The sequence below is a fragment of the Parazoarcus communis genome, assembly GCF_003111665.1.
Taxonomy (GTDB): domain Bacteria; phylum Pseudomonadota; class Gammaproteobacteria; order Burkholderiales; family Rhodocyclaceae; genus Parazoarcus; species Parazoarcus communis_B.
In genome coordinates, this window is the sequence record NZ_CP022188.1 from 2,355,369 (window position 1) to 2,375,197 (window position 19,829).

Genomic DNA, 19,829 nt, shown 5'->3' on the forward strand with positions numbered 1-19,829 from the left:
ATGGAATTTCTTGTGGCGAGTGCCATTGGTGGCCTGACCTCTGCTGGCGTTTATCTGCTGTTGCGGGCGCGCACGTTTTCTGTCGTGCTCGGTATCGCGCTGTTGTCGTATGCGACCAACGTGTTCCTGTTCGCGATGGGGCGTCTTGCGCCCAACGCACCCCCGGTGATTTCGAGTCTGGCCGTGTCATACACGGACCCCTTGCCTCAGGCGCTGGTGCTGACTGCCATCGTCATTTCATTTGGGATGACGGCGGTTCTGGTGGTAATGGCGCTGTGCAGTTATCTCGAGAATGATTCTGATCATATCGATGGTGCGGCTCTGGCCCATGCAAGCCAGGGTGAGTCTGCGGTGCCGCCGGTGGAAGTGTCGGAGGGCGGACGGTGAGCCAGTGGATCGTCTTCGCCATCTTGCTGCCGGCCCTGATGGGGCCGCTGCTCGTACTGGTTGCGCGCTACGACATTGTGCTGGCGCGTGTCTTGTCGGTGGCTACCTGCACCCTCCAGCTTGCGCTGGCAGTCGCGCTGATGCTCTCGGCGTCCTCCGAGCCGCCGCAGATGTACGCGCTCGGTGACTGGCCTGCGCCTTTTGGCATCGTGCTTGTGCTCGATCGCCTGTCCGCGCTGATGCTGCTCCTGACTGCGCTGCTGTCGCTGCTGGTGCTGCTGTATGCGATCGGCGGCTGGGATTCGAAGGGGCGTCATTTCCATGCGCTGTGGCAGTTTCAGGTCATGGGGATCAACGGCGCATTCCTGACCGGCGACTTCTTCAATCTTTTCGTATTCTTCGAGATCCTGCTGATCGCTTCTTACGGCCTCATGGTCCATGGCGGCGGCCGTGACCGCATGAGCGCCGGGGTGCAGTATGTGGTTGTCAACCTGGTCGGATCGACGCTGTTCCTGATTTCCGTGGGCCTCATTTACAGCGTGACCGGTACGCTGAATATGGCGGACCTCGCGCTCAAGGTGCCGGAGCTTGCACAGGGCGATCGCGCGATTCTCAATACGGGCGCGCTGCTCCTGCTCATGGTGTTCGGCATCAAGGCTGCGCTGGTGCCACTGCACTTCTGGCTGCCCGGTGCCTACTCCAACGCGCCAGCGCCGGTCGCGGCCTTGTTTGCGATCATGACCAAGGTGGGGGCGTACTCCATCCTGCGGCTGTTTCCGCTGGCCTTCGGCGACGGGGCGGGGCTGTCGTCCGGGCTTGCCGAACCCTGGCTGCTGCCGGCGGCGCTGATCACACTGGCTTTGGGCATGATCGGTGTGCTGGCGGCGCGCAGCCTGACCCAGCTTGCCAGCTTCGCGGTGATCGGCTCCACCGGAACCCTGATGACTGCGGTGGGGCTGTTTTCGCCACAGGCCACCGGCGCGGCCTTGTATTACCTGATGCACTCGACGCTCGCCGCAGCGGTGCTGTTTCTGATTGCGGGAGAGGTCGCGGTGCGGCGTGCCTGTGCCGACAGGTTGTCGCCCGGTGCCGAGTTCGCCGATCGGGGGGTGTTGGCGGTGTTCTTCTTCATCGCGGCAATCGCGCTGTGTGGCATGCCGCCGCTGTCCGGCTTCATCGGCAAGCTGATGATCCTCGACAGCGCACGCGCGGCACCCAATGCAGTGTTGATCTGGGCGGTGATCCTGGTGTCTTCCCTGCTGTGCATCATCGGCTTCGGACGTGCAGGCAGCGCGGTGTTCTGGAAGAACGCGCCGGGTGCGCAGGTGCTGGCGGAGGATTCGCCGCTCGCGGAGCGTCGATCGGTGCTGCCACTGGTGTCGATTGGCACCCTGCTGGCGGCGCTGGTGCTGTTGACCGCATTCGCCGGGCCTATGATGACCTGGATCGAACAGGCTGCAGAGCAGATCTATCATCCCGCGTACTACATTGATGCGGTGATGGGTGAGGCTGGAGGTTACGAATGATGGAACATGATACGGAGGCTCACCAGGCTCAGACGCATCAGGCGAAAGCGTTCAACTGGCTTCCGCACCCGTTGATGACCTTGCTGCTGATCCTGATCTGGGTGTTGCTGCAAAACAGCCTCAGCCTTGGCAATGTGGTGCTCGGCGTATTCCTTGGGGTGTTGTTTCCGCTGCTGACGTCCGGGTTCTGGCCTGACCGGCCACGTGTGCGCAATTATCGAAAGGCCGCCGGCTATTTTTTGATCGTGATGGGCGACATCGTGGTCGCCAATATCGAGGTCGCGCGCCTGATCGTGTTTGCCAAGGTGTCGTCACTGCGGCCGCGCTGGATCTCTGTGCCCTTGGAGCTGACCCAGCCGGAGGCGATCACGCTGCTGGCCGGCACCGTCACGATGACGCCAGGTACCGTCAGTTGCGACTTGTCCGCAGATGGTCGCCACCTTCTGGTTCATTGTCTGGACGAACCTGATCCGGACGCTGCCGTGCAGCGTATCAAGACGCGCTATGAGGCGCGGCTGTTGGAGATATTCGAATGATCGAGCATGCCTTGACCTTTGCGTTCGGTGCAATTTCGCTCGCGCTGCTGATGAACCTTTGGTCGGTCGTGCGCGGACCCAGCATTCTGGACCGCGTGCTGGTGGTCGACACCATGGTGATCAACGTCATCGCCCTGATCATTCTGTATGGCATCAGTGAAACGACCCCGGTGTATTTCGAGGCGGCGCTGATCTTTGCCATGTACGGCTTCGTATCCACGGTTGCCTACGCCAAGTTCGTCTTGCGCGGCAACATCATCGAATAAGGAGTGACAGCGAGATGCCCATTTTGGCTGAAGTCGTTATTTCTGCGCTGATCGTCATCGGCGCAGTGTTTCTGCTTGTGGGGTCGTGGGGCATGATTCGCATGCCTGAACTGATGACCCGTCTGCATGCGCCGACCAAGGCCACCACGCTTGGTGTGGGCGGCGCCCTGCTGGCATCGATCGCTTATTTTCTGGCTGCAGAGGGGCGTTTTTCGGTACACGAGTTGCTGATTTCGATGTTCCTTTTTCTGTCTGCACCGATTACCGCTCATTTTCTGGCCAAGGCACACATGCATAGCCGGCTGAGTGCTGCCCTGTTGCCGAAACCTGAGGGCAAGGGCTGGAGCACCTACGACAAGTCCGATGCAGCGGAATCCGCTGACGCGTCCGCGCGAGAGCCCTCCTGAGTCAATCCCCGGTTGCCGGAGGTGTGCTGCGCCCTGCCTGGTGATCGGCCAGGGCGTCCCCAAGCGGGCCAGACTTTGGTTTGTGGCCAGCACGGTGGGCAGACCTGGAGACGGCATGTGCTGCCAGTGGCGCAGTGGCAAGCAGCACCAGTACCGCGAACACTGCCTCGAGCGCCATCTCTCCGCTGCTGGCTGCCGCGACGCCCACGAGTACCAGGGCGGCCCCCAGTGATCCCGCCTTGCTTGCAGAATGCATGCGGCTGTAGCAGTCGGGAAGCCTCACCAGGCCAATCGCGCCGATCAGGCAAAGCAGCGCGCCGGCCAGGATGAGGCCGCTCGCCAGAATGCCGAGCAGTGTCTGAGTCATTGGTCGCGCTCCTCCTTGATCGATGCTGCTGGTGGCGACTCGGCTTCGCGTGTCCTGAACATCAGCATGAAGGCAGTGGTGCTGATGAAGGACACCAGCGCCAGAACGACGGCGGCGTCAAGTATTACCGTCTGGCGCGAGTGGAGCGCGAACAGCCCAAGCGCGGCGGTGCCGAGCAGGGTCAGCGCATCGATTGCCACCACGCGGTCGGGGCCGGTAGGGCCTCGCAGCAGGCGTGCCAGTATCAGCGCAGCGCTGACGCCCTGCAGGGCGAATGCGAGTGGAATCACCCAGGCTGCACCGGCCAGCTCAAAGCTCATGCTCCATCCTCCGTCGTTGATCCCGCATCGATCCATCTCAGCAGCCGGAATTCGATCCTGCGCACGCCTCGCTCGACCGCGTCCTGCGAATCGGCGTCGAGCGCATGTACGTACATGAGCTGGCTGTCGCGGTCGTAGTCGAGCGCAAGGGTGCCGGGCGTCAGGGTCAGCAATGCGCCTATCAGTGTGGCGATGCCGTCGTCAGCACGCTTCAGTCTGATCGCCACCACGGCTGGCCTGGTGTTCATCCTTCGGCGCAATACAAGGCGAGCAACATCGAAACTGGCCTTGAATATCTCGCCGATGAACCAGACGACGAAACGGACGCCGTACTCGACTCGAAGAGCGTAACGACGGATGCCAAAGAGGTCGCCGGAGAGTCGCAGTACGCCGAACACGATCATGAAGGTGGCCAGTACCCCGAGCGGGCTCAGCATGTCGGCGAAGGCTGCCAGCCCGAAGGCGAGGGCAAGGTGAAGAAGCGCCATGATCACCTCCCTGGCGCGCCGAGCACGGCGCTGATGTAGTGTGCGGGGTGGGCAAGTTGTTCTGCGGCGGCGCTGGCGAAGTCCATCACCGGTCCCGCGCCGATGCCGATACCGACCGTGATCGCAGCCAGGCCACCCGTTGCCCACCATGCCGGCGCCTGTCCGCTAAGCGCGCGGCTGCCTGCCGCGCCCAGCGGATGTGCCTTGAGGAAGGCCTCGTTCCAGATCTTGCTCATCGACAACAGGGTGAAGATGCCCGTCAGCAGCGCGATGCCAACCGCGATCCAGACGCCGGTTTCGAGACCCGCCCGCACCAGGACGAACTTTGCCCAGAAGCCCGACAGCGGCGGAATACCTGCTAGCGAGAGTGCGGGGATGGCAAACATCAGAGCCAGCCATGGTGCGCGGGCATAGAGCCCGCCCATTGCAGGGAGGCGTTCGGAGCCTGTCATGCGCGCGGCGATGCCGCCGATGAAGAACAGGTTTGCCTTCACGACGATGTGATGGATCAGGTAAAACACCGCGCCGGCCAGCGCCAACGGTGTAGCCAGCGCCAGGCCGAGCACCATGTAGCCGACCTGGCTGACGATGTGAAAGGAAAGGATGCGCCTGACCTCGGTCTGGGCCGCAGCGCCGAGCACTCCGATCAGCATGGTTGCACATGCCACCCACAGCAGCACCTCATGCACCAGCCCGGCGTCCGGCCACAACAGGGTGACCAGCCGAATCAGCGCATACACGCCGACCTTGGTCAGCAGCCCGGCAAAGAGCGCCGATACCGGCGTCCACGCAACATGGTAGGACGCGGGCAACCAGCCGAAGACCGGAAACAGCGCGGCCTTGATGGAAAAAGCGAGCAGCATCAGCACCAAGGGCGCCTGCACGCCTGGTGGGGTGTCGCCCGCCGCGAACAATGCCGCCAGTTCGGCCATGTTGAGGGTGCCGGCGCTGCCATATACAAGGCCGGCAGCGAGCAGGAACATCAGGGTGGCGATCAGGTTGAGAACCACGTAGACCACGGTGCCCGCCAATCGACGTCTGTCACCACCCAGGGCGATCAGCGCAAACGAGCCGACCAACAGCACCTCAAACCAGACGTAAAGGTTGAACACATCTCCGGTAATGAAGGCGCCGCAGACACCGACCAGCAGGCCATGTGTCAGCAGGTGAAAGTCACGGCCGCGTGCAGGGTCGGTGTCATGAGCCAGCGAATAGAGCACGGTGGCCGTCGCGATCACCCCGGTGATCGCAACCATCGCTGCCGACAGTCGGTCCACCACCAGCGTGATGCCATAAGGGGCTGCCCAGCCGCCCATCTGACTGACCAGGATGTCGCCCCGGCCGGCGTATGTGACCAGTGCCAGTCCGACCGCCATCAGTCCGGCCGCACCGAGCAGACTCAGCCCGGCGCAGGCGCGGTGGTTGCCACGGGTCAGCAGACAGGCGATCAGCGTGCCCAGCGGCAGGAGCAGGGGGGCAACAAGGAGCAGGTGAGGAGACGGGTTCATCGCGACGCCTTCTCGTCCAGGTCGGGCGAGGGGGCTTCGGCGACCTCGGTAACGCGGTCAGTCGCGGTGCTGCCATGCAGCTCCCAGGTGCGCCGCAGCACTGCGAGGGCGAAGACAAAGAGGGCAAAGCCGATGACGATCGCGGTCAGCACCAGGGCCTGGGGCAGCGGATTGGCGGCCAGTTCGGGCACGCCGTTGGAAGAGACAAAAGCTGCGGTACGGTTGCCAAGCCGGCCTGCGGTCAGCACGGCAATATTGATGCTGTTGCCGAGCAGCACGATACCCAGGACGACCCGGACCAGATTGCGGTCGAGCAACAGCCACACACCAATGGCGGCGAGCAGGCCGGCGGTGATCGCAGCGACGATTTCCATCTCAAACCTCCTTTTCCATCAGTCTGAACAGCATGTGGGTGACTGCGCCGAATACCGTGAGGAATACGCCGACATCGAACAGCAGCGGACTGCCCAGAGGAAGTCCGCCCGGGAACAGCCAGGCGCTGCCAAGGAAGGGCCGGCCGTCGGCGAGACCGAACAGGCCGGCGCCCGCGGCAAGCGCCAGGCCGGATCCGGTGATGACGCTGGGCTGAACGTGCAGCAGGCGGCGCGTGCAACCGACCCCGTAACCCAGGGCGAGGAGGACGGCGGCACAGACGGCAACCAGACCGCCGATGAAGCCGCCGCCGGGCAGGTTGTGGCCGCGCCACAGCAGCACGAGTGAAATCAGCAGCAGCAGGCCCGCGAGCGGGCGCAGTCCCTGGCGCAGCATCACGCTGCCGAACTCCGGGTTGCCCTCGTCGCCGCCGCGCTGCACATCGTTGTCAGGGCGCAGCAGCAGTGCGGCAGCCAGCGCAGCGAGCGCAACCACGAGGATTTCACCCAGCGTGTCGAAGGCGCGAAAATCGACCAGGATGACGTTTACGACGTTGGCGCCGTGACCACTTGGCAGGCTGTTTGCAAGGTACCAGGCGGCAAGGCCTTCGGGCAGTGGCTGGCTGATGGCGGTCAGGATGACCAGCGTCACTGCGATGCCGAAGCCTGCGGCGACGATCAGGTGCAGGCGGCGGCGCCGTGAATTGCGCCAGCCGATGATCTGCACTGCTGGCAGACCGTTCAGCACCAGCGCCAGAAAAATCACGGTCAGTGTTTCCACCATGATCTGGGTGATCGCAACGTCCGGCGCGCCAACCGCCAGAAAGAACAGTCCGATACCCAGCCCGCTGGCGCCGAGCGCAGTGATCAGCGCGATGCGGTCGCGCATCACCGCGGCGCCTGCTGCGCCGAGCGCTGCCAGCAGGCAGCCGGCAGTCGCCAGCCAGGACAGTTCGCTTGTGGCAGGCAGGCGCGCACCGTGGTCGCTGGCGAGCACGGTGCCGAGCAGGGCGAACACTGCAGTCACCAAGGCCAGAAGTGCAATGTGTTGACGCAATGAACCATGCTGGAAGCGGTCGGCGACTTTTCCGGCGATGATGAAAATGCGCTTCAGCAGGCGATCCCACAGCAGATCGCCACTGATCAGCCACACACGTCGCCAGCGCGCCAGCCAGTGACGAACCAGGCGACGCTGCAGATAGATGAAGGCGCCGAGGGAGACCGTGATCACGCTGGCGACGACCGCCGGGGTGATACCGCCCCACAAGTACAGCTTGACCGGAACCGCGTCGCGGGCCACCGCCTGTACTGCACTGTCGATCAGCCACACCTCTGCGATACCGTTGAAGGCGCCGAGCAGGAAACCGCCAACCGCCAGCAGCATCGGGCCCAGCCACATCAGCAGGCTGACCTCGTGCGGGGCGCGAGGATAAGCGCCCTGGCGGCCAAGGAAGGTGCGGATGAACACCAGGCCCGCGGCGGCCAGCAGCAGCGCATTGCTGACAATCATCACTGCTGTGCTTGCCCAGCCCAGCGGGCCCATCTCGATCAACCCGGTGTATTTGAACTCTTTTGCGATGAAGCCGAAAAAGGGCGGCAGGCCGGCGTTGGAGAAGGCGGCCAGTGCGACCGCGGCGCCGGTCAGCGGCATGAACCTGATCAGTCCGCCCAGGCGCCCCAGTTCGCGGGTGCCCGTTGCATGGTCGACGGCACCGACCGCCATGAACAGGGCCCCCTTGTAAAGCGAATGCGCCAGCAGGTAGATGGCGAATGCCTGAAGGCCGTAGGTGGTATTGGTGCCGATCAGCATGGTGAGCTGACCGAGGACCGTGACCGTGGTGTAGGCGAGGATGCGCTTGAGGTCGGTCTGGCGCAGCGCAAGTACGGCACCGACGATGGAGGTGGCAGCGCCGACCACGACCAGGATGGTGCCCCAGCCGTCCTCGCCGCCCATCACCGGGTTCAGTCGTGCGAGCAGATACACGCCTGCTTTGACCATGGTGGCTGAATGCAGGTAGGCAGAAACGGGTGTCGGCGCCTCCATCGCGTTCGGAAGCCACAGGTGGAAGGGGACTTGAGCGGATTTGGTGAAACAGCCCAGCAACACCAGCACCAGGATGGCCGGGTAGAACGCATGCCCCTCGATCGCCGCCGCCGACAGGGCCGAGAACTGCCAGGCGTCTGCTGCGAGGCCGAGCAGGATCAATCCGGCGAGCAGCGCGAGCCCTCCGCCGCCGGTAATCAGCAGCGCCTGCAGCGCGGCGCGGCGAGAGGCTGCACGTTCGTGCTGAAAGCTGATCAGCAGGTAGGAGCTGACGCTGGTGAGCTCCCAGAACACGAACATCGCGATCAGGTCGTCGGCCAGCACCAGGCCGAGCATGGCCGCCATGAACGCAAGCAGGAAAGCGTAGAAGCGGCCGAGGTGATGGTGGTCGGACAGGTAGCTGCCAGCATAAAGAACAATCAGCGTGCCGATCCCGGTTACCAGCAGGCCGAACAGCATCGACAGGCCATCGAGACGGAAGGACAGGGTGACGTCGAGCGCAGGGATCCAGGCGACGGATGCGAGCACGGAATTGCCGCTGGAGACTGCCGCGATCTGGCTCAGCAGCCAGCCGAATCCGTAAAGCGGCGCAAGCGCCAGCAGCCAGCCGGCGCGCGTGCCAAGCACCTTGCCCAGCCAGGGGGCAAGAAGCGCAGTCAGACCGATCAGGGCAAGCGCGGTGAGCATTGAGGCTCCATGAGTGGGCAGTCTTCTGCATCGGGCGCGACGTCGTCGGTGGGCCGCAGGTCACGCCGTTGATTGTAGTGTTGGTGAATGACCCAAGACGATCGCGAGAGGTTCCCGCTATCGGGAGGGATGTGTCACCGGGCCTTTGGGCAGGCGTCACATCTGCTTGCAGTGTGGGCGGGCTCTCATGCGGCGGTTCCGCAAAACCTGCTAAAATGCGAGGCTTTTTTCAACATAGACCGGAGCTGTCCCCATGGCCATCGAACGCACCCTTTCCATTATCAAGCCCGACGCAGTTGCCAAGAACGTGATCGGCCAGATTTACGCCCGCTTCGAAGAAGCTGGCCTGAAGATTGTCGCAGCAAAGATGGTTCACCTGTCCGAGCTCGAAGCCGGCCAGTTCTACGCTGTCCACAAAGAGCGTCCTTTCTTCAAGGATCTGGTGTCCTTCATGGTTTCCGGCCCGGTGATGATCCAGGCCCTGGAAGGCGAGAACGCCATTGCCAAGAACCGTGAGCTGATGGGCGCCACCGACCCGAAGAAGGCCGACAAGGGCACCATCCGTGCAGATTTCGCCGATTCGATCGACGCCAATGCCGTGCACGGTTCCGACGCTCCGGAAACGGCTGCGAACGAAATCGCCTTCTTCTTCCCGGGCATGAACGTTTACTCCCGCTAAGCGGTCCATGCCTGTGGCCCGCTTCGCCCGCTTCGCGGTGATGCACCGCGAACCGCGCGGGCGGGCCGTTTGCATTGGAGGTAATGATGAATAAGCCGGTCAATCTGCTCGATTTCGATGTCGATGGTCTCGTCGCCTGGTTTGCCGGGATGGGCGAGAAGCCGTTTCGCGCGCGGCAGGTGATGCGCTGGATGCATCACGAAGGCTGCGACGACTTCGATGCGATGACCGATGTGGCGAAATCGCTGCGGGCCAAGCTCAAGGATGTAGCCTTGATCCAGCCGCCAGTGCCGGTGCGCGATTCGGTGTCGACCGACGGTACGCGCAAGTGGTTGCTTGATGTCGGTAACGCCAATGCGGTGGAGACGGTGTTCATTCCCGAAACCAGCCGCGGCACGTTGTGCATTTCCTCGCAGGCAGGCTGTGCGCTCGATTGCGCCTTCTGCTCCACGGGCAAGCAGGGCTTCAACCGCAACCTGAGCGCGGCCGAGATCATCGGTCAGCTGTGGCTTGCAAACAAGTTGCTCGGGGCTGCGCGCGACGAAGCGGCCGACCTCGAGTCGGGCGAGAAGGACAATGGCCGCATCATCAGCAACGTGGTGATGATGGGCATGGGCGAACCGCTCGCCAATTTCGATAACGTGGTGACTGCACTGCGCCTGATGCTCGACGACCATGCCTACGGCCTCTCGCGCAGGCGGGTGACGGTGTCGACCTCGGGTATCGTGCCCGCAATGGACCGCTTGCGCGACGAGTGTCCCGTTGCGCTAGCGGTGTCGCTGCACGCATCCAATGACGCGCTGCGCGACCGTCTGGTGCCGATCAACCAGAAGTATCCTCTGCGCGAGCTGATGGCGGCTTGCGTGCGCTATCTCGACCGTGCGCCGCGCGACTTCGTCACCTTCGAGTACGTGATGCTCGACGGCGTGAATGACAGTGATGCGCATGCACATGAACTTGTTGCGCTGGTGCGTGACGTGCCATGCAAGTTCAACCTGATTCCCTTCAATCCCTTCCCCAATTCGGGTTTTCTGCGCTCCCCGGCGGACCGCATTCGGCGCTTTGCAGGTATCCTGATCGATGCCGGTATCGTGACCACCACGCGCAAGACGCGCGGTGACGATGTCGATGCTGCCTGCGGCCAGTTGGCCGGTCAGGTTCAGGACAAAACCCGGCGCACAGTGGTGCGCCTGAAGCAGTCGACGGAGGTTCGCTGATGACGGTCAGGATGTTGCCGCTGGTATTGCTGGTTTCGGCGCTGGGGCTCGGGGGCTGCGTCACGGCGCCGACTTCCGGCGTCAGTGGCGATGCGGTCGGGGTGTCGCGTCCGATGTCGGATGTTCAGCCGGCTGCCGGGCCTGATGCCCGAGCTCGCGTACATGTGGATCTCGGTCAAGCCTATTTCGAGATCGGGCGCTATGATGTCGCGCTCGACGAGGGCAGGCTCGCTCTGGCTGAAAGCCCGGCTTATGCGCCCGCCTTTCATCTCATGGGGCTGACCTACATGATGATCGACGAGAACGGCTCGGCTGGAGAGTACTTTTCCCGGGCCCTCAATGCCGCGCCAGGCGACCCCGACTTCAACAACAGCTATGGCTGGTTTCTTTGCCTGCAGGGGCGTGAGGCCGAAGGGATGGAGCGATTTGCCCGCGCTGCCCGCAATCCGTACTACCGTTATCCGACGCGTCCGTACACCAATGCAGGCCTGTGCCAGCTGCGGCTGAACAAGGACGCGGAGGCGGAGCAGCAGTTCATGCTTGCGATCCAGGCTGATCCGGCCAATGCCGAGGCGCTCTATCAGCTGGCTGCCATTGCCTATCGGCGTGGCAATTATCAGGCTGCGCACGAGCAGCTCAACCGGTTGCACCAGCAACTCAGGTCGAGCGCTGCATCGGTCTGGCTCGGTTTGCGCACCGCGCGCAAGCTTGGCGAGCGCAATGCAGAGGCCAGTTATGCCGAGCAGTTGCGTAGCCGTTTTGCCGACTCCGCTGAACATGTCTTGATGATGCAAGGGAAGTACGAGTGAGTAGCACGCAGTCCGATGCCGTCACGATGACGGAAACCGCACAGACGCCTGCCGGCACCATGCTGCGCAAGGCGCGTGAAGTGCGCGGCGAGTCGCTTGAAGAGGTCGCTCAGGCATTGAAGCTTTCAATGCGGCAGTTGGTTGCGATCGAGAGCGGACACTACGAGATCCTGCCAGGGCCGGCATTCGTGCGCGGATTCGTGCGCAACTACGCCCGGCATCTGGGGCTGGACCCGGAGGCGGTGCTGGCCGCAGTGGGCGCCGAAGCGTCTGCCGCCGTTGACCTGACGCCGGTTTCGAATGCCGAAGGCGACATGCCAGCCAATCGCGGGTTCAAGTTCAATGTCGTGCCGGCGGCGGTGGTTGCAGGCCTGCTGCTGGTGCTGATTTCGGCCGGCGGGTATTTCGGCTGGTTCGAGACGCCGACGCAGTCCGATGTTGAAGTCATCGAGCCTGGCATGGCGCCCATGACGCAGAGCGAGGCTGAAGAGGTGCTGGCTTCGTCGGCGCCCGTCGCGGTCGAGGTCGATCCACCGCTTGCCGAGCCTGCAGCCACCGTTGCACCTGTGCCTGAATCCGCAACGCCTTTGGCGTCTGGTGCCCTGGCTGTGCCGGTGGCACCGCCTGCTGCAGCGCCTGCGGTGTCTGCTGCTGCTCCGCTTGTACCGGTCGATGCCGCTGCGCCTGCAGCCGATGTGCCGCCGCCCTTGCGCTTCGTTTTTTCCGGTGAATCCTGGGTCGAAGTGAAGGACGCCTCCGGCGCGATCCTGTTCTCGGGCATCGGGGTCTCCGGAAGCTCGCGGACGGTTCAGGGGGCGCCGCCGTTTGCGCTCGTGATCGGCAATGCGCGCAGCGTCCGGCTCGAATTCAACGGAAAACCGGTCGACCTCGTGCCTCACACCAAGGTTTCGGTCGCCCGTCTCACGGTTCAATGACATGACGCAATCCAGTTTGATTTCCGCACCCTCTCCACGCCGCAATACGCGCCTGGTCCGTATCGGGCAGGTTGCCGTGGGCGCAGGGGCGCCGGTGGTGGTGCAGTCGATGACCAACACCGACACCGCCGACATTCTCGGTACGGCGATGCAGGTGGCCGAACTCGCCCGCGCGGGCTCCGAGATGGTCCGCATTACGGTGAATAACGAAGAGGCGGCGCGGGCGGTACCGCATATCCGTGACCGTCTGCTGGCACTGAACATGGATGTGCCGCTGGTGGGCGATTTCCACTACAACGGGCATACGCTGCTTTCGAAGTACCCTGCCTGCGCCGAGGCGCTGGCCAAGCTGCGCATCAACCCCGGCAACGTCGGTGCGGGCAGCAAGCGCGATCCGCAGTTCGCTGCCATCGTCGAGATTGCGTGCAAGTACGACAAGCCGGTGCGTATCGGCGTCAACTGGGGCAGTCTCGACCAGTCGGTGCTGGCGCGGATCATGGACGAGAACGCGACGCGTGCCGAACCGCGCGACGCCGGCGCGGTCATGCGCGAGGCGCTCGTGGTGTCTGCGCTCGAATCTGCCGCCAAGGCCGAGGAGTATGGGCTGGCCGGGGATCGCATCATTCTGTCGGCCAAGGTGTCGAGCGTGCAGGACCTGATTGCGGTGTACCGTGACATGGCCGTCCGCTGCGACTATCCGCTGCACCTCGGGCTGACCGAGGCCGGCATGGGGAGCAAGGGCATCGTCGGCTCCACTGCCGCGCTGGCCGTGCTGCTGCAGGAAGGTATTGGTGACACCATCCGCATCTCGCTCACACCCGAGCCCGGCGGCAGCCGCACTCAGGAAGTCGTGGTGGCTCAGGAGATCCTGCAGACCATGGGCCTGCGTGCCTTTACGCCGATGGTCACGGCCTGTCCCGGCTGCGGACGCACGACCAGCACCTTCTTCCAGGAGCTGGCATCGGGCATTCAGAACTACGTGCGCGAGCAGATGCCGACCTGGCGTGACCAGTACGACGGCGTCGAGAACATGACCCTTGCGGTGATGGGCTGCGTAGTCAATGGTCCGGGCGAGAGCAAGCATGCCAACATCGGCATCTCGCTGCCCGGTACCGGTGAAACGCCGGCTGCCCCGGTCTTTGTTGACGGGCAGAAGACGGTCACCCTGCGTGGCGACAATATCGCTGCCGAATTCAAGGCGATCGTGGACGATTACGTCTCCACCCGCTATACCCGCAAGGCCGGTTGAACACCGGCCCCGACAAGAACAAGACAACGACAAGCAGAATCATCAATGAGTCAGACCTTGCAGGCCGTACGCGGGATGAACGACATCCTGCCCGACGAGGCCGAAATCTGGGAAAACTTCGAAGACATCGTGCGCGACTGGTTGCGCAGCTACGGCTACCGCCCGATCCGCATGCCGATCGTCGAGCCGACGCCGCTGTTCAAGCGCGCGATCGGCGAGGTGACCGATATCGTCGAGAAGGAAATGTATTCGTTCGAGGACGCGCTCAATGGTGAGCACCTGACGCTGCGCCCCGAGGGCACCGCATCGTGCGTGCGCGCTGCGATCCAGCACAACCTGGTGGCTGCCGGCGGACCGCAGCGCCTGTACTACCACGGCCCGATGTTCCGTCACGAACGTCCGCAGAAAGGGCGTTACCGGCAGTTCCACCAGATCGGTATCGAGGCACTGGGCTTCGCCGGTCCGGATATTGATGCCGAGCACATCATCATGTGCGCCCGGTTGTGGGACGACCTCGGGCTGGAAGACGTCAGCCTCGAGATCAACTCGCTGGGCTCGGCCGAAGAGCGGGCCCTGCACCGTGCGGCGCTGATCACTTACCTCGAGCAGCATCAGGATCGCCTGGACGAGGATGGCAAGCGCCGCCTGTACTCCAATCCGCTGCGTATCCTCGATACGAAGAATCCCGACCTGCAAGATATCGTCGAGGCCGCGCCGAAGCTGGCAGATTATCTCGGCGACGAGTCGCGCGAGCACTTCGACGCCGTGCAGGTGCTGCTCAAGGATGCCGGTATTCCGTACCGGATCAATCATCGGCTGGTACGGGGCTTGGATTACTACAATCGCACCGTGTTCGAGTGGGTCACCACCCGACTGGGCGCGCAGGGCACCATTTGTGCCGGCGGCCGCTACGACGGACTGGTCAGCCAGCTTGGGGGGAAACCCCAGCCTGCGGCCGGTTTCGCCATGGGGGTCGAGCGCCTGCTCGCCTTGTGGAAGGAATGTGGCGGCGAGGCCGAGCGCGTGGTGCCCGACGTCTATGTCGTGCACATGGGCGACGCAGCCCGGCGCCTGGCTTTCCGGGCTGCAGAGGCGCTGCGTGGTCACGGCTTTGCGGCGACGCTGCACTGCGGCGGTGGCAGTTTCAAGTCGCAGATGAAGAAGGCCGATGGCAGTGGTGCTGCGATTGCACTCGTGATCGGCGAGGACGAAGCTGCGGCGGGTGAAGTGGGTGTGAAGCCCTTGCGCGGACACGGCGCGCAGCAGCGCGTAGCACTGGACCTGCTGGCTGAAACAGTGGCAGAGGTCCTGTTTAACGAAGATGGCGACGAAGGGGCTGACAATGGCAGTGTATGACCTGGAAGAGCAGGAACAGATTTCCGAACTGAAGGCCTGGTGGGCGCAGTACGGCAAGCTGGTAACGACGATTGCGGTGGTGGCTGCGCTGGCGTCGGTCGGCTGGCAGGCCTGGCAGTGGTATTCCAACAAGACTGCGGCCGAGGCCGGAGCCGTCTATTACAGCCTGCAGCAGGCTGCGGCCGAGCAGGATGCGCAGAAGGCACGTGATGCCGCCGGGCGTCTGATCGGCGACTATGGCAGCACCGCCTACGCGCAGCTCGGTGCCTTGCTCTCTGCCTCGGTGCAGTTTGCCAAGGGCGATCTGGACAATGCCCGATCGCAGCTCGAGTGGGCAGCGGACGAAGGCAAGGACCCCGCATTGCGCGAGCTGGCGCGTCTGCGCCTCGCAGCCGTGCTGTTGCAGCAGGACGCGGCCGACAAGGCCCTGGCGCGCCTGCAGCCGGTTCCCGACAGTGCATACAAGGCCCGTTTCGAAGATCTCCGCGGTGACGCGCTTGCAGCACAGGGCAAGCCGGCCGAGGCCCGCGTCGCCTATCAGGCCGCGATCGATGCGCTGGCCTCCGCTGGTGAAGAGGCGGTGACCCTGCGCGAGGTGGTGCGCATCAAACTTGAATCGCTGGAAGGTTGAGCCATGAAATTTTCATCCCTGCGCACCTTGCCGCTGTTGGGCGCATTTGCGTTGCTGGCCGGTTGTTCTTCGCTGAATCCGTTTGCAAGCAGCGCGCCCAAGCCCGCAGAACTCGTTGACTTCAAGCCGACCGCCGGCCTGCGTGTCGTCTGGCAGGCGAGCATTGGCGAGTCCGGTCCCTATGTGTTCCATCCAGCCGTCGTGGGCGACAGCGTCTATGCAGCCGCCACCGACGGTGATGTTGCCCGCTTCGAGGCGGGGCGGGCAGTGTGGCGTGCAGATGCCGACACCGACCTGTCTGCTGGCGTCGGCAGCGACGGCAAGCTTGCCGTCGTGGTGACGGTTTCGGGCGTGGCAATTGCCTACGATGCGACCAATGGTTCGGAGCGCTGGCGCGCACCGATTGGTGCCGAAGTTCTGGCGCCGCCCGCGGTAAATGACGATGTGGTGGTGTTGCGCGGTTCCGATCATCGCCTGATCGCCCTCAATGCGCGTGACGGCAGCAAGCGCTGGGTCTATCAGCGCAACAACCCCCCACTTGCTCTGCGCTCCTACGCAGGCGTGGTGCTTGAGGGCGGCGTGGCGCTCGCCGGCTTCCCGGGCGGCAAGATGGTGGCGGTTAATCTCTCCAATGGTGGCGCGCTGTGGGAGCTGAGCGTGGCATCACCGCGTGGCGCAACCGAGCTCGAGCGGGTTGCGGACGTGGCTGGAACGCCGGTCATCGGCCGGCGTGAAGTGTGCGCAGTAACCTATCAGGGGCGGGCCGCCTGCTTTGACGGCAGCAACGGCAACGCCCTGTGGTCGCGTGAGTTCTCCAGCAGCGTCGGCATGGATCGCGATGCCCGCTTCGCGATCATTACGGATGACCACGATGCGGTGAATGCGCTTGATGTCTATAGTGGTGCAAGCATGTGGAAGCAGGATGCGCTGCTTCGGCGGGCGGTGTCGCGCCCCCTCATCGTCGGCGACTATGTCGTAGTCGGCGATGGCCAAGGATATATCCATCTGCTCAGTCGTGAGGACGGTGCCTTCGTGGCCCGTGATCGCGCCGACAGCAGCCCGGTGGTCGCCGATCTGCGACTGCTGGGCAGTGGTTTTGTGGTTCAGACGCGCGATGGCGATGTTGTCGCCTATGACGTGCGTTAAGTCGGAATACGCTCAGTGAAACCTACCATCGTCCTCGTCGGCCGTCCCAATGTGGGCAAGTCGACCCTGTTCAACCGGCTGACCCGCACGCGTGATGCGCTGGTGGCCGATCAGCCCGGCCTCACCCGCGATCGCCACTACGGCATCGGGCGCGTCGGCGATCGTGACTACCTCGTCGTGGATACGGCCGGTTTCGACCCGGTCGCCAAGGACGGCATCATGCACGAGATGGCACGGCAGGCCGAGCAGGCAATCGCCGAGGCCGACGTGCTCCTGTTTCTGGTGGACGGTCGCGCAGGGCGTACGCCTCACGACGAGCAGATCGCGGCGCGCCTGCGCCGCTCCGGGCGTCCGGTGCACCTCGTGGTCAACAAGGCCGAAGGGCTGGAGCGTTCGCTCGCGTCGGCTGATTTTCACGCGCTCGGCTTCGGTGCGCCCTTGCCGGTGTCCGCGGCCCATGGCGATGGCATCAAGCAGCTCATCGACCTCGTGCTCGCGCCCTTTCCGCTCGACGATGAGCCTCAGTCGAGCGAGGACAGTGGACCGGCGGTCGCCATCGTCGGCCGCCCCAATGTCGGCAAATCCACGCTGGTCAATACGCTGATCGGTGAAGAGCGTGTGATCGCGTTCGACCTGCCCGGTACCACACGTGATGCCATCTCGATCCCGTTCGAACGCGGTGGCAAGAACTACACCCTGATCGATACCGCAGGTCTGCGCCGCCGTGGCCGCGTGTTCGAGGCGGTGGAAAAGTTCTCGGTGATCAAGACCTTGCAGGCCATCCAGGAGGCGAACGTCGCCGTGCTGGTGCTGGATGCATCGCTGGATATCTCGGATCAGGACGCGCATATCGCCGGCTTCGTGCTGGAAGCCGGACGTGCCCTCGTGGTTGCGATCAACAAGTGGGACGCAGTCGACGATTATCAGCGCGACCAGCTCAAGCAGGAGATCACGCGCAAGCTGGGCTTCCTGTCGTTCGCCCGGTTCCACCAGATCTCTGCGCTCAGGTCCGATGGCGTGGGCGCGCTGCTGAAGTCGGTCGATGCGGCCTATGCCGCGGCGATGTCCAACCTGTCCACGCCGCAGCTGACCAGAATCATGCAGGCTGCAATTGCCAAGCAGGCGCCGCCGCGACATGGTACTTCGCGGCCCAAGTTGCGCTATGCCCACCAGGGCGGCATGAACCCGCCGATCATCGTGATCCACGGAAATTCGCTGGAGAATCTGCCGACGTCCTATGTGCGCTACCTTGAGCGCGCCTTCATGGAGGCATTCAAGCTGCAGGGTACCCCCTTGCGTATCCAGTTCCGTACTGCGCACAATCCGTATGCGACCAAGGCCTGATTGGCGAAATCCTTGTATCCACACGTGGATTTGGTCGCATACTGTCATGTGGCGGTGCAGCAATAAATCCTATACATTCTTATAAACACAAAATAACGAGGTTCCACAATGAGTAATAAAGGGCAACTTCTACAAGACCCGTTCCTGAACACCCTGCGCCGTGAGCATGTCCCGGTTTCGATCTATCTCGTGAACGGCATCAAGCTGCAGGGCCAGATCGAATCCTTCGACCAGTACGTTGTCCTGCTCAAGAATACCGTCACGCAGATGGTCTACAAGCACGCCATCTCCACCGTCGTACCTGCCCGTCCGGTGACCATTCAGCAGCAGGAGCCGGGCGAGGGCGCCAACTGATTTCCCTTTTGTTTTTGCTGAAGGGCCTGAAACTGTCCGCAGGGGTTGCGCAAGATGTTTGAGCGCCCCGGCAGCGGCGAACGGGCCGTTCTCGTTCAACTCGACCTGCGCCAGGGGGCGTTTGACGAGCGACTGTCCGAGCTGAAGCTGCTGGCCATGAGTGCCGGCGCCAGCGTGGAGGCGGTCGTGACCGGTCGCCGTGCGGCACCGGATCCGGCGCTGTTTGCCGGGCGCGGCAAGGTCGAGGAGATCGCCGAGGCGCTGCGCGCGAACGAGGCGGATCTCGTCATCTTCAATCACGCCCTGTCGCCTGGTCAGCAAAGAAACCTCGAGCGTGTGCTGCAGCATCGCGTCGTCGATCGCACTGCGCTGATCCTCGACATATTTGCCATGCGTGCGCGCAGTCACGAAGGCAAGCTGCAGGTCGAGCTCGCGCAACTCAGCCACCTTGCGACCCGTCTGGTGCGAGGCTGGACCCACCTTGAGCGGCAGAAGGGCGGTATCGGATTGCGCGGACCGGGGGAGACTCAGCTCGAAACCGACCGTCGCCTGCTCGGCACCCGCGTGAAAATGCTCAAGCTGCGCCTGAAGCAGATCGAGAAGCAGCGCCGCACCCGTCGTCGTGCGCGCGATCGCAGGGATGTGCTGTCGGTGTCCCTGGTGGGGTACACGAACGCGGGAAAATCCACGCTTTTCAATGCATTGACCAAGGCCGGCGGCTATGCCGCAGACCAGCTTTTTGCCACGCTCGACACCACTTCGCGCAGACTTTTTGTCGGTACGGGGAACGTCGTGCTGTCGGATACGGTCGGATTCATCCGTGACCTGCCGCATGCGCTTGTTGCTGCGTTCAAGGCAACGCTCGAGGAAACGGCCCAGGCAGATCTTCTGCTTCATGTGGTCGATTCGGCGAGCGAAGACCGTGACGCACAGATTGCGGCAGTAAACGACGTGCTGTCGGAGATCGGCGCTGCTGAAGTGCCGCAGATTCTGGTGTGGAACAAGATCGACCTGACCCACGCCGGGGCGGCAGTCGAGCGGGATGACTGTGATAGAATCAGGCGTTTTTTTTTGAGCGCGAGAACCGGCGAAGGGCTGGATCTGATTCGCGCTGCGCTGGCCGAGGCCGCGCAAGAGGCAGTTGCACCCGAACTAGAACAGCAAGCTGACTCCGTCAATAACTTTCCATTGCAACAGTGATA

General features: G+C 63.4%; 22 protein-coding genes. 16 read left to right on the forward strand and 6 right to left on the reverse strand.

The features are described 5' to 3' along the window. The 5 genes from CEW87_RS10730 to CEW87_RS10750 all read left to right on the forward strand — a co-directional run bounded on the left by CEW87_RS10730 (position 1) and on the right by CEW87_RS10750 (position 3,122). Complete coding sequence (locus CEW87_RS10730) at positions 1 to 387, forward strand: Na+/H+ antiporter subunit C (RefSeq protein WP_108972920.1); 387 nt, start codon at positions 1 to 3, stop codon at positions 385 to 387. Further along, complete coding sequence (locus CEW87_RS10735; protein WP_108972922.1) at positions 384 to 1,913, forward strand: monovalent cation/H+ antiporter subunit D; 1,530 nt, start codon at positions 384 to 386, stop codon at positions 1,911 to 1,913. Before CEW87_RS10730 ends, CEW87_RS10735 begins: the two co-directional genes overlap by 4 nt. Positions 1,914 to 1,987: 74 nt before the next feature. Next, a complete protein-coding gene (locus tag CEW87_RS10740; protein ID WP_234421726.1) occupies positions 1,988 to 2,449 on the forward strand; it encodes a Na+/H+ antiporter subunit E in 462 nt (153 codons plus the stop codon). Next, entirely contained in the window at positions 2,446 to 2,715 is a 270-nt protein-coding gene (locus CEW87_RS10745) for a K+/H+ antiporter subunit F (RefSeq protein ID WP_108950758.1), read from the forward strand. Before CEW87_RS10740 ends, CEW87_RS10745 begins: the two co-directional genes overlap by 4 nt. A 14-nt stretch (positions 2,716 to 2,729) precedes the next feature. Then, the gene (locus CEW87_RS10750) at positions 2,730 to 3,122 is read left to right on the forward strand and encodes a Na+/H+ antiporter subunit G (protein ID WP_108972924.1); all 393 of its coding nucleotides are present in this window, start codon (positions 2,730 to 2,732) and stop codon (positions 3,120 to 3,122) included. Between the two features lies 1 nt (position 3,123). Here CEW87_RS10750 and mnhG read toward each other — a convergent pair whose 3' ends face one another. From mnhG to mbhE, 6 genes are read right to left on the reverse strand one after another with little or no spacing between them, the layout of a single operon-like run. Further along, on the reverse strand, positions 3,124 to 3,489 hold the full coding sequence (gene mnhG / locus CEW87_RS10755; RefSeq protein ID WP_108972926.1) for a monovalent cation/H(+) antiporter subunit G: 366 nt from the start codon (positions 3,487 to 3,489) through the stop codon (positions 3,124 to 3,126). Continuing rightward, on the reverse strand, positions 3,486 to 3,809 hold the full coding sequence (locus CEW87_RS10760; protein WP_108972928.1) for a monovalent cation/H+ antiporter complex subunit F: 324 nt from the start codon (positions 3,807 to 3,809) through the stop codon (positions 3,486 to 3,488). The genes mnhG and CEW87_RS10760 overlap by 4 nt, the downstream gene beginning before the upstream one ends. Further along, positions 3,806 to 4,297, reverse strand: a complete 492-nt coding sequence (locus tag CEW87_RS10765) for a Na+/H+ antiporter subunit E (protein WP_108972930.1) — start codon at positions 4,295 to 4,297, stop codon at positions 3,806 to 3,808. The genes CEW87_RS10760 and CEW87_RS10765 overlap by 4 nt, the downstream gene beginning before the upstream one ends. Positions 4,298 to 4,299: 2 nt before the next feature. Next, positions 4,300 to 5,805 carry a proton-conducting transporter membrane subunit gene (locus CEW87_RS10770; protein ID WP_108972932.1) on the reverse strand — a complete coding sequence of 502 codons (1,506 nt, stop codon included), beginning with the start codon at positions 5,803 to 5,805 and terminating at the stop codon, positions 4,300 to 4,302. Continuing rightward, complete coding sequence (locus CEW87_RS10775; protein ID WP_108972933.1) at positions 5,802 to 6,179, reverse strand: sodium:proton antiporter; 378 nt, start codon at positions 6,177 to 6,179, stop codon at positions 5,802 to 5,804. Before CEW87_RS10775 ends, CEW87_RS10770 begins: the two co-directional genes overlap by 4 nt. Position 6,180: 1 nt before the next feature. Next, on the reverse strand, positions 6,181 to 8,907 hold the full coding sequence (gene mbhE / locus CEW87_RS10780; protein ID WP_108972935.1) for a hydrogen gas-evolving membrane-bound hydrogenase subunit E: 2,727 nt from the start codon (positions 8,905 to 8,907) through the stop codon (positions 6,181 to 6,183). A gap of 253 nt (positions 8,908 to 9,160) precedes the next feature. Between mbhE and ndk the strand changes: the two genes are divergently transcribed. From ndk to hflX, 11 genes are all read left to right on the forward strand, one after another. Beyond that, positions 9,161 to 9,586, forward strand: coding sequence for a nucleoside-diphosphate kinase (gene ndk, locus CEW87_RS10785; RefSeq protein WP_108950766.1), 426 nt, complete (start codon positions 9,161 to 9,163; stop codon positions 9,584 to 9,586). A gap of 86 nt (positions 9,587 to 9,672) precedes the next feature. After that, positions 9,673 to 10,803, forward strand: coding sequence for a 23S rRNA (adenine(2503)-C(2))-methyltransferase RlmN (gene rlmN, locus CEW87_RS10790; protein WP_108972937.1), 1,131 nt, complete (start codon positions 9,673 to 9,675; stop codon positions 10,801 to 10,803). Further along, complete coding sequence (gene pilW / locus CEW87_RS10795; RefSeq protein ID WP_108972939.1) at positions 10,803 to 11,612, forward strand: type IV pilus biogenesis/stability protein PilW; 810 nt, start codon at positions 10,803 to 10,805, stop codon at positions 11,610 to 11,612. Before rlmN ends, pilW begins: the two co-directional genes overlap by 1 nt. Next, complete coding sequence (locus CEW87_RS10800) at positions 11,609 to 12,547, forward strand: RodZ domain-containing protein (protein ID WP_234421727.1); 939 nt, start codon at positions 11,609 to 11,611, stop codon at positions 12,545 to 12,547. Before pilW ends, CEW87_RS10800 begins: the two co-directional genes overlap by 4 nt. Before the next feature lies 1 nt (position 12,548). Next, positions 12,549 to 13,796 carry a flavodoxin-dependent (E)-4-hydroxy-3-methylbut-2-enyl-diphosphate synthase gene (ispG, locus tag CEW87_RS10805; RefSeq protein WP_108972941.1) on the forward strand — a complete coding sequence of 416 codons (1,248 nt, stop codon included), beginning with the start codon at positions 12,549 to 12,551 and terminating at the stop codon, positions 13,794 to 13,796. Positions 13,797 to 13,841: 45 nt separating this feature from the next. Next, complete coding sequence (hisS, locus tag CEW87_RS10810) at positions 13,842 to 15,152, forward strand: histidine--tRNA ligase (RefSeq protein WP_108972943.1); 1,311 nt, start codon at positions 13,842 to 13,844, stop codon at positions 15,150 to 15,152. Continuing rightward, positions 15,139 to 15,783: a YfgM family protein gene (locus CEW87_RS10815; protein WP_108972944.1), complete on the forward strand. Its 645-nt coding sequence runs from the start codon at positions 15,139 to 15,141 to the stop codon at positions 15,781 to 15,783. Before hisS ends, CEW87_RS10815 begins: the two co-directional genes overlap by 14 nt. A 3-nt stretch (positions 15,784 to 15,786) precedes the next feature. Continuing rightward, on the forward strand, positions 15,787 to 16,929 hold the full coding sequence (bamB, locus tag CEW87_RS10820; RefSeq protein ID WP_108972946.1) for an outer membrane protein assembly factor BamB: 1,143 nt from the start codon (positions 15,787 to 15,789) through the stop codon (positions 16,927 to 16,929). A 15-nt stretch (positions 16,930 to 16,944) separates the two neighbouring features. Continuing rightward, positions 16,945 to 18,273 (forward strand): ribosome biogenesis GTPase Der, encoded by a 1,329-nt coding sequence (der, locus tag CEW87_RS10825; protein WP_108972948.1) that lies wholly within the window; start codon positions 16,945 to 16,947, stop codon positions 18,271 to 18,273. A gap of 108 nt (positions 18,274 to 18,381) precedes the next feature. Continuing rightward, a complete protein-coding gene (hfq, locus tag CEW87_RS10830; protein ID WP_108950774.1) occupies positions 18,382 to 18,627 on the forward strand; it encodes an RNA chaperone Hfq in 246 nt (81 codons plus the stop codon). Positions 18,628 to 18,681: 54 nt separating this feature from the next. Beyond that, a complete protein-coding gene (gene hflX, locus CEW87_RS10835) occupies positions 18,682 to 19,827 on the forward strand; it encodes a ribosome rescue GTPase HflX (protein ID WP_108977132.1) in 1,146 nt (381 codons plus the stop codon). Positions 19,828 to 19,829 lie beyond the last annotated feature (2 nt).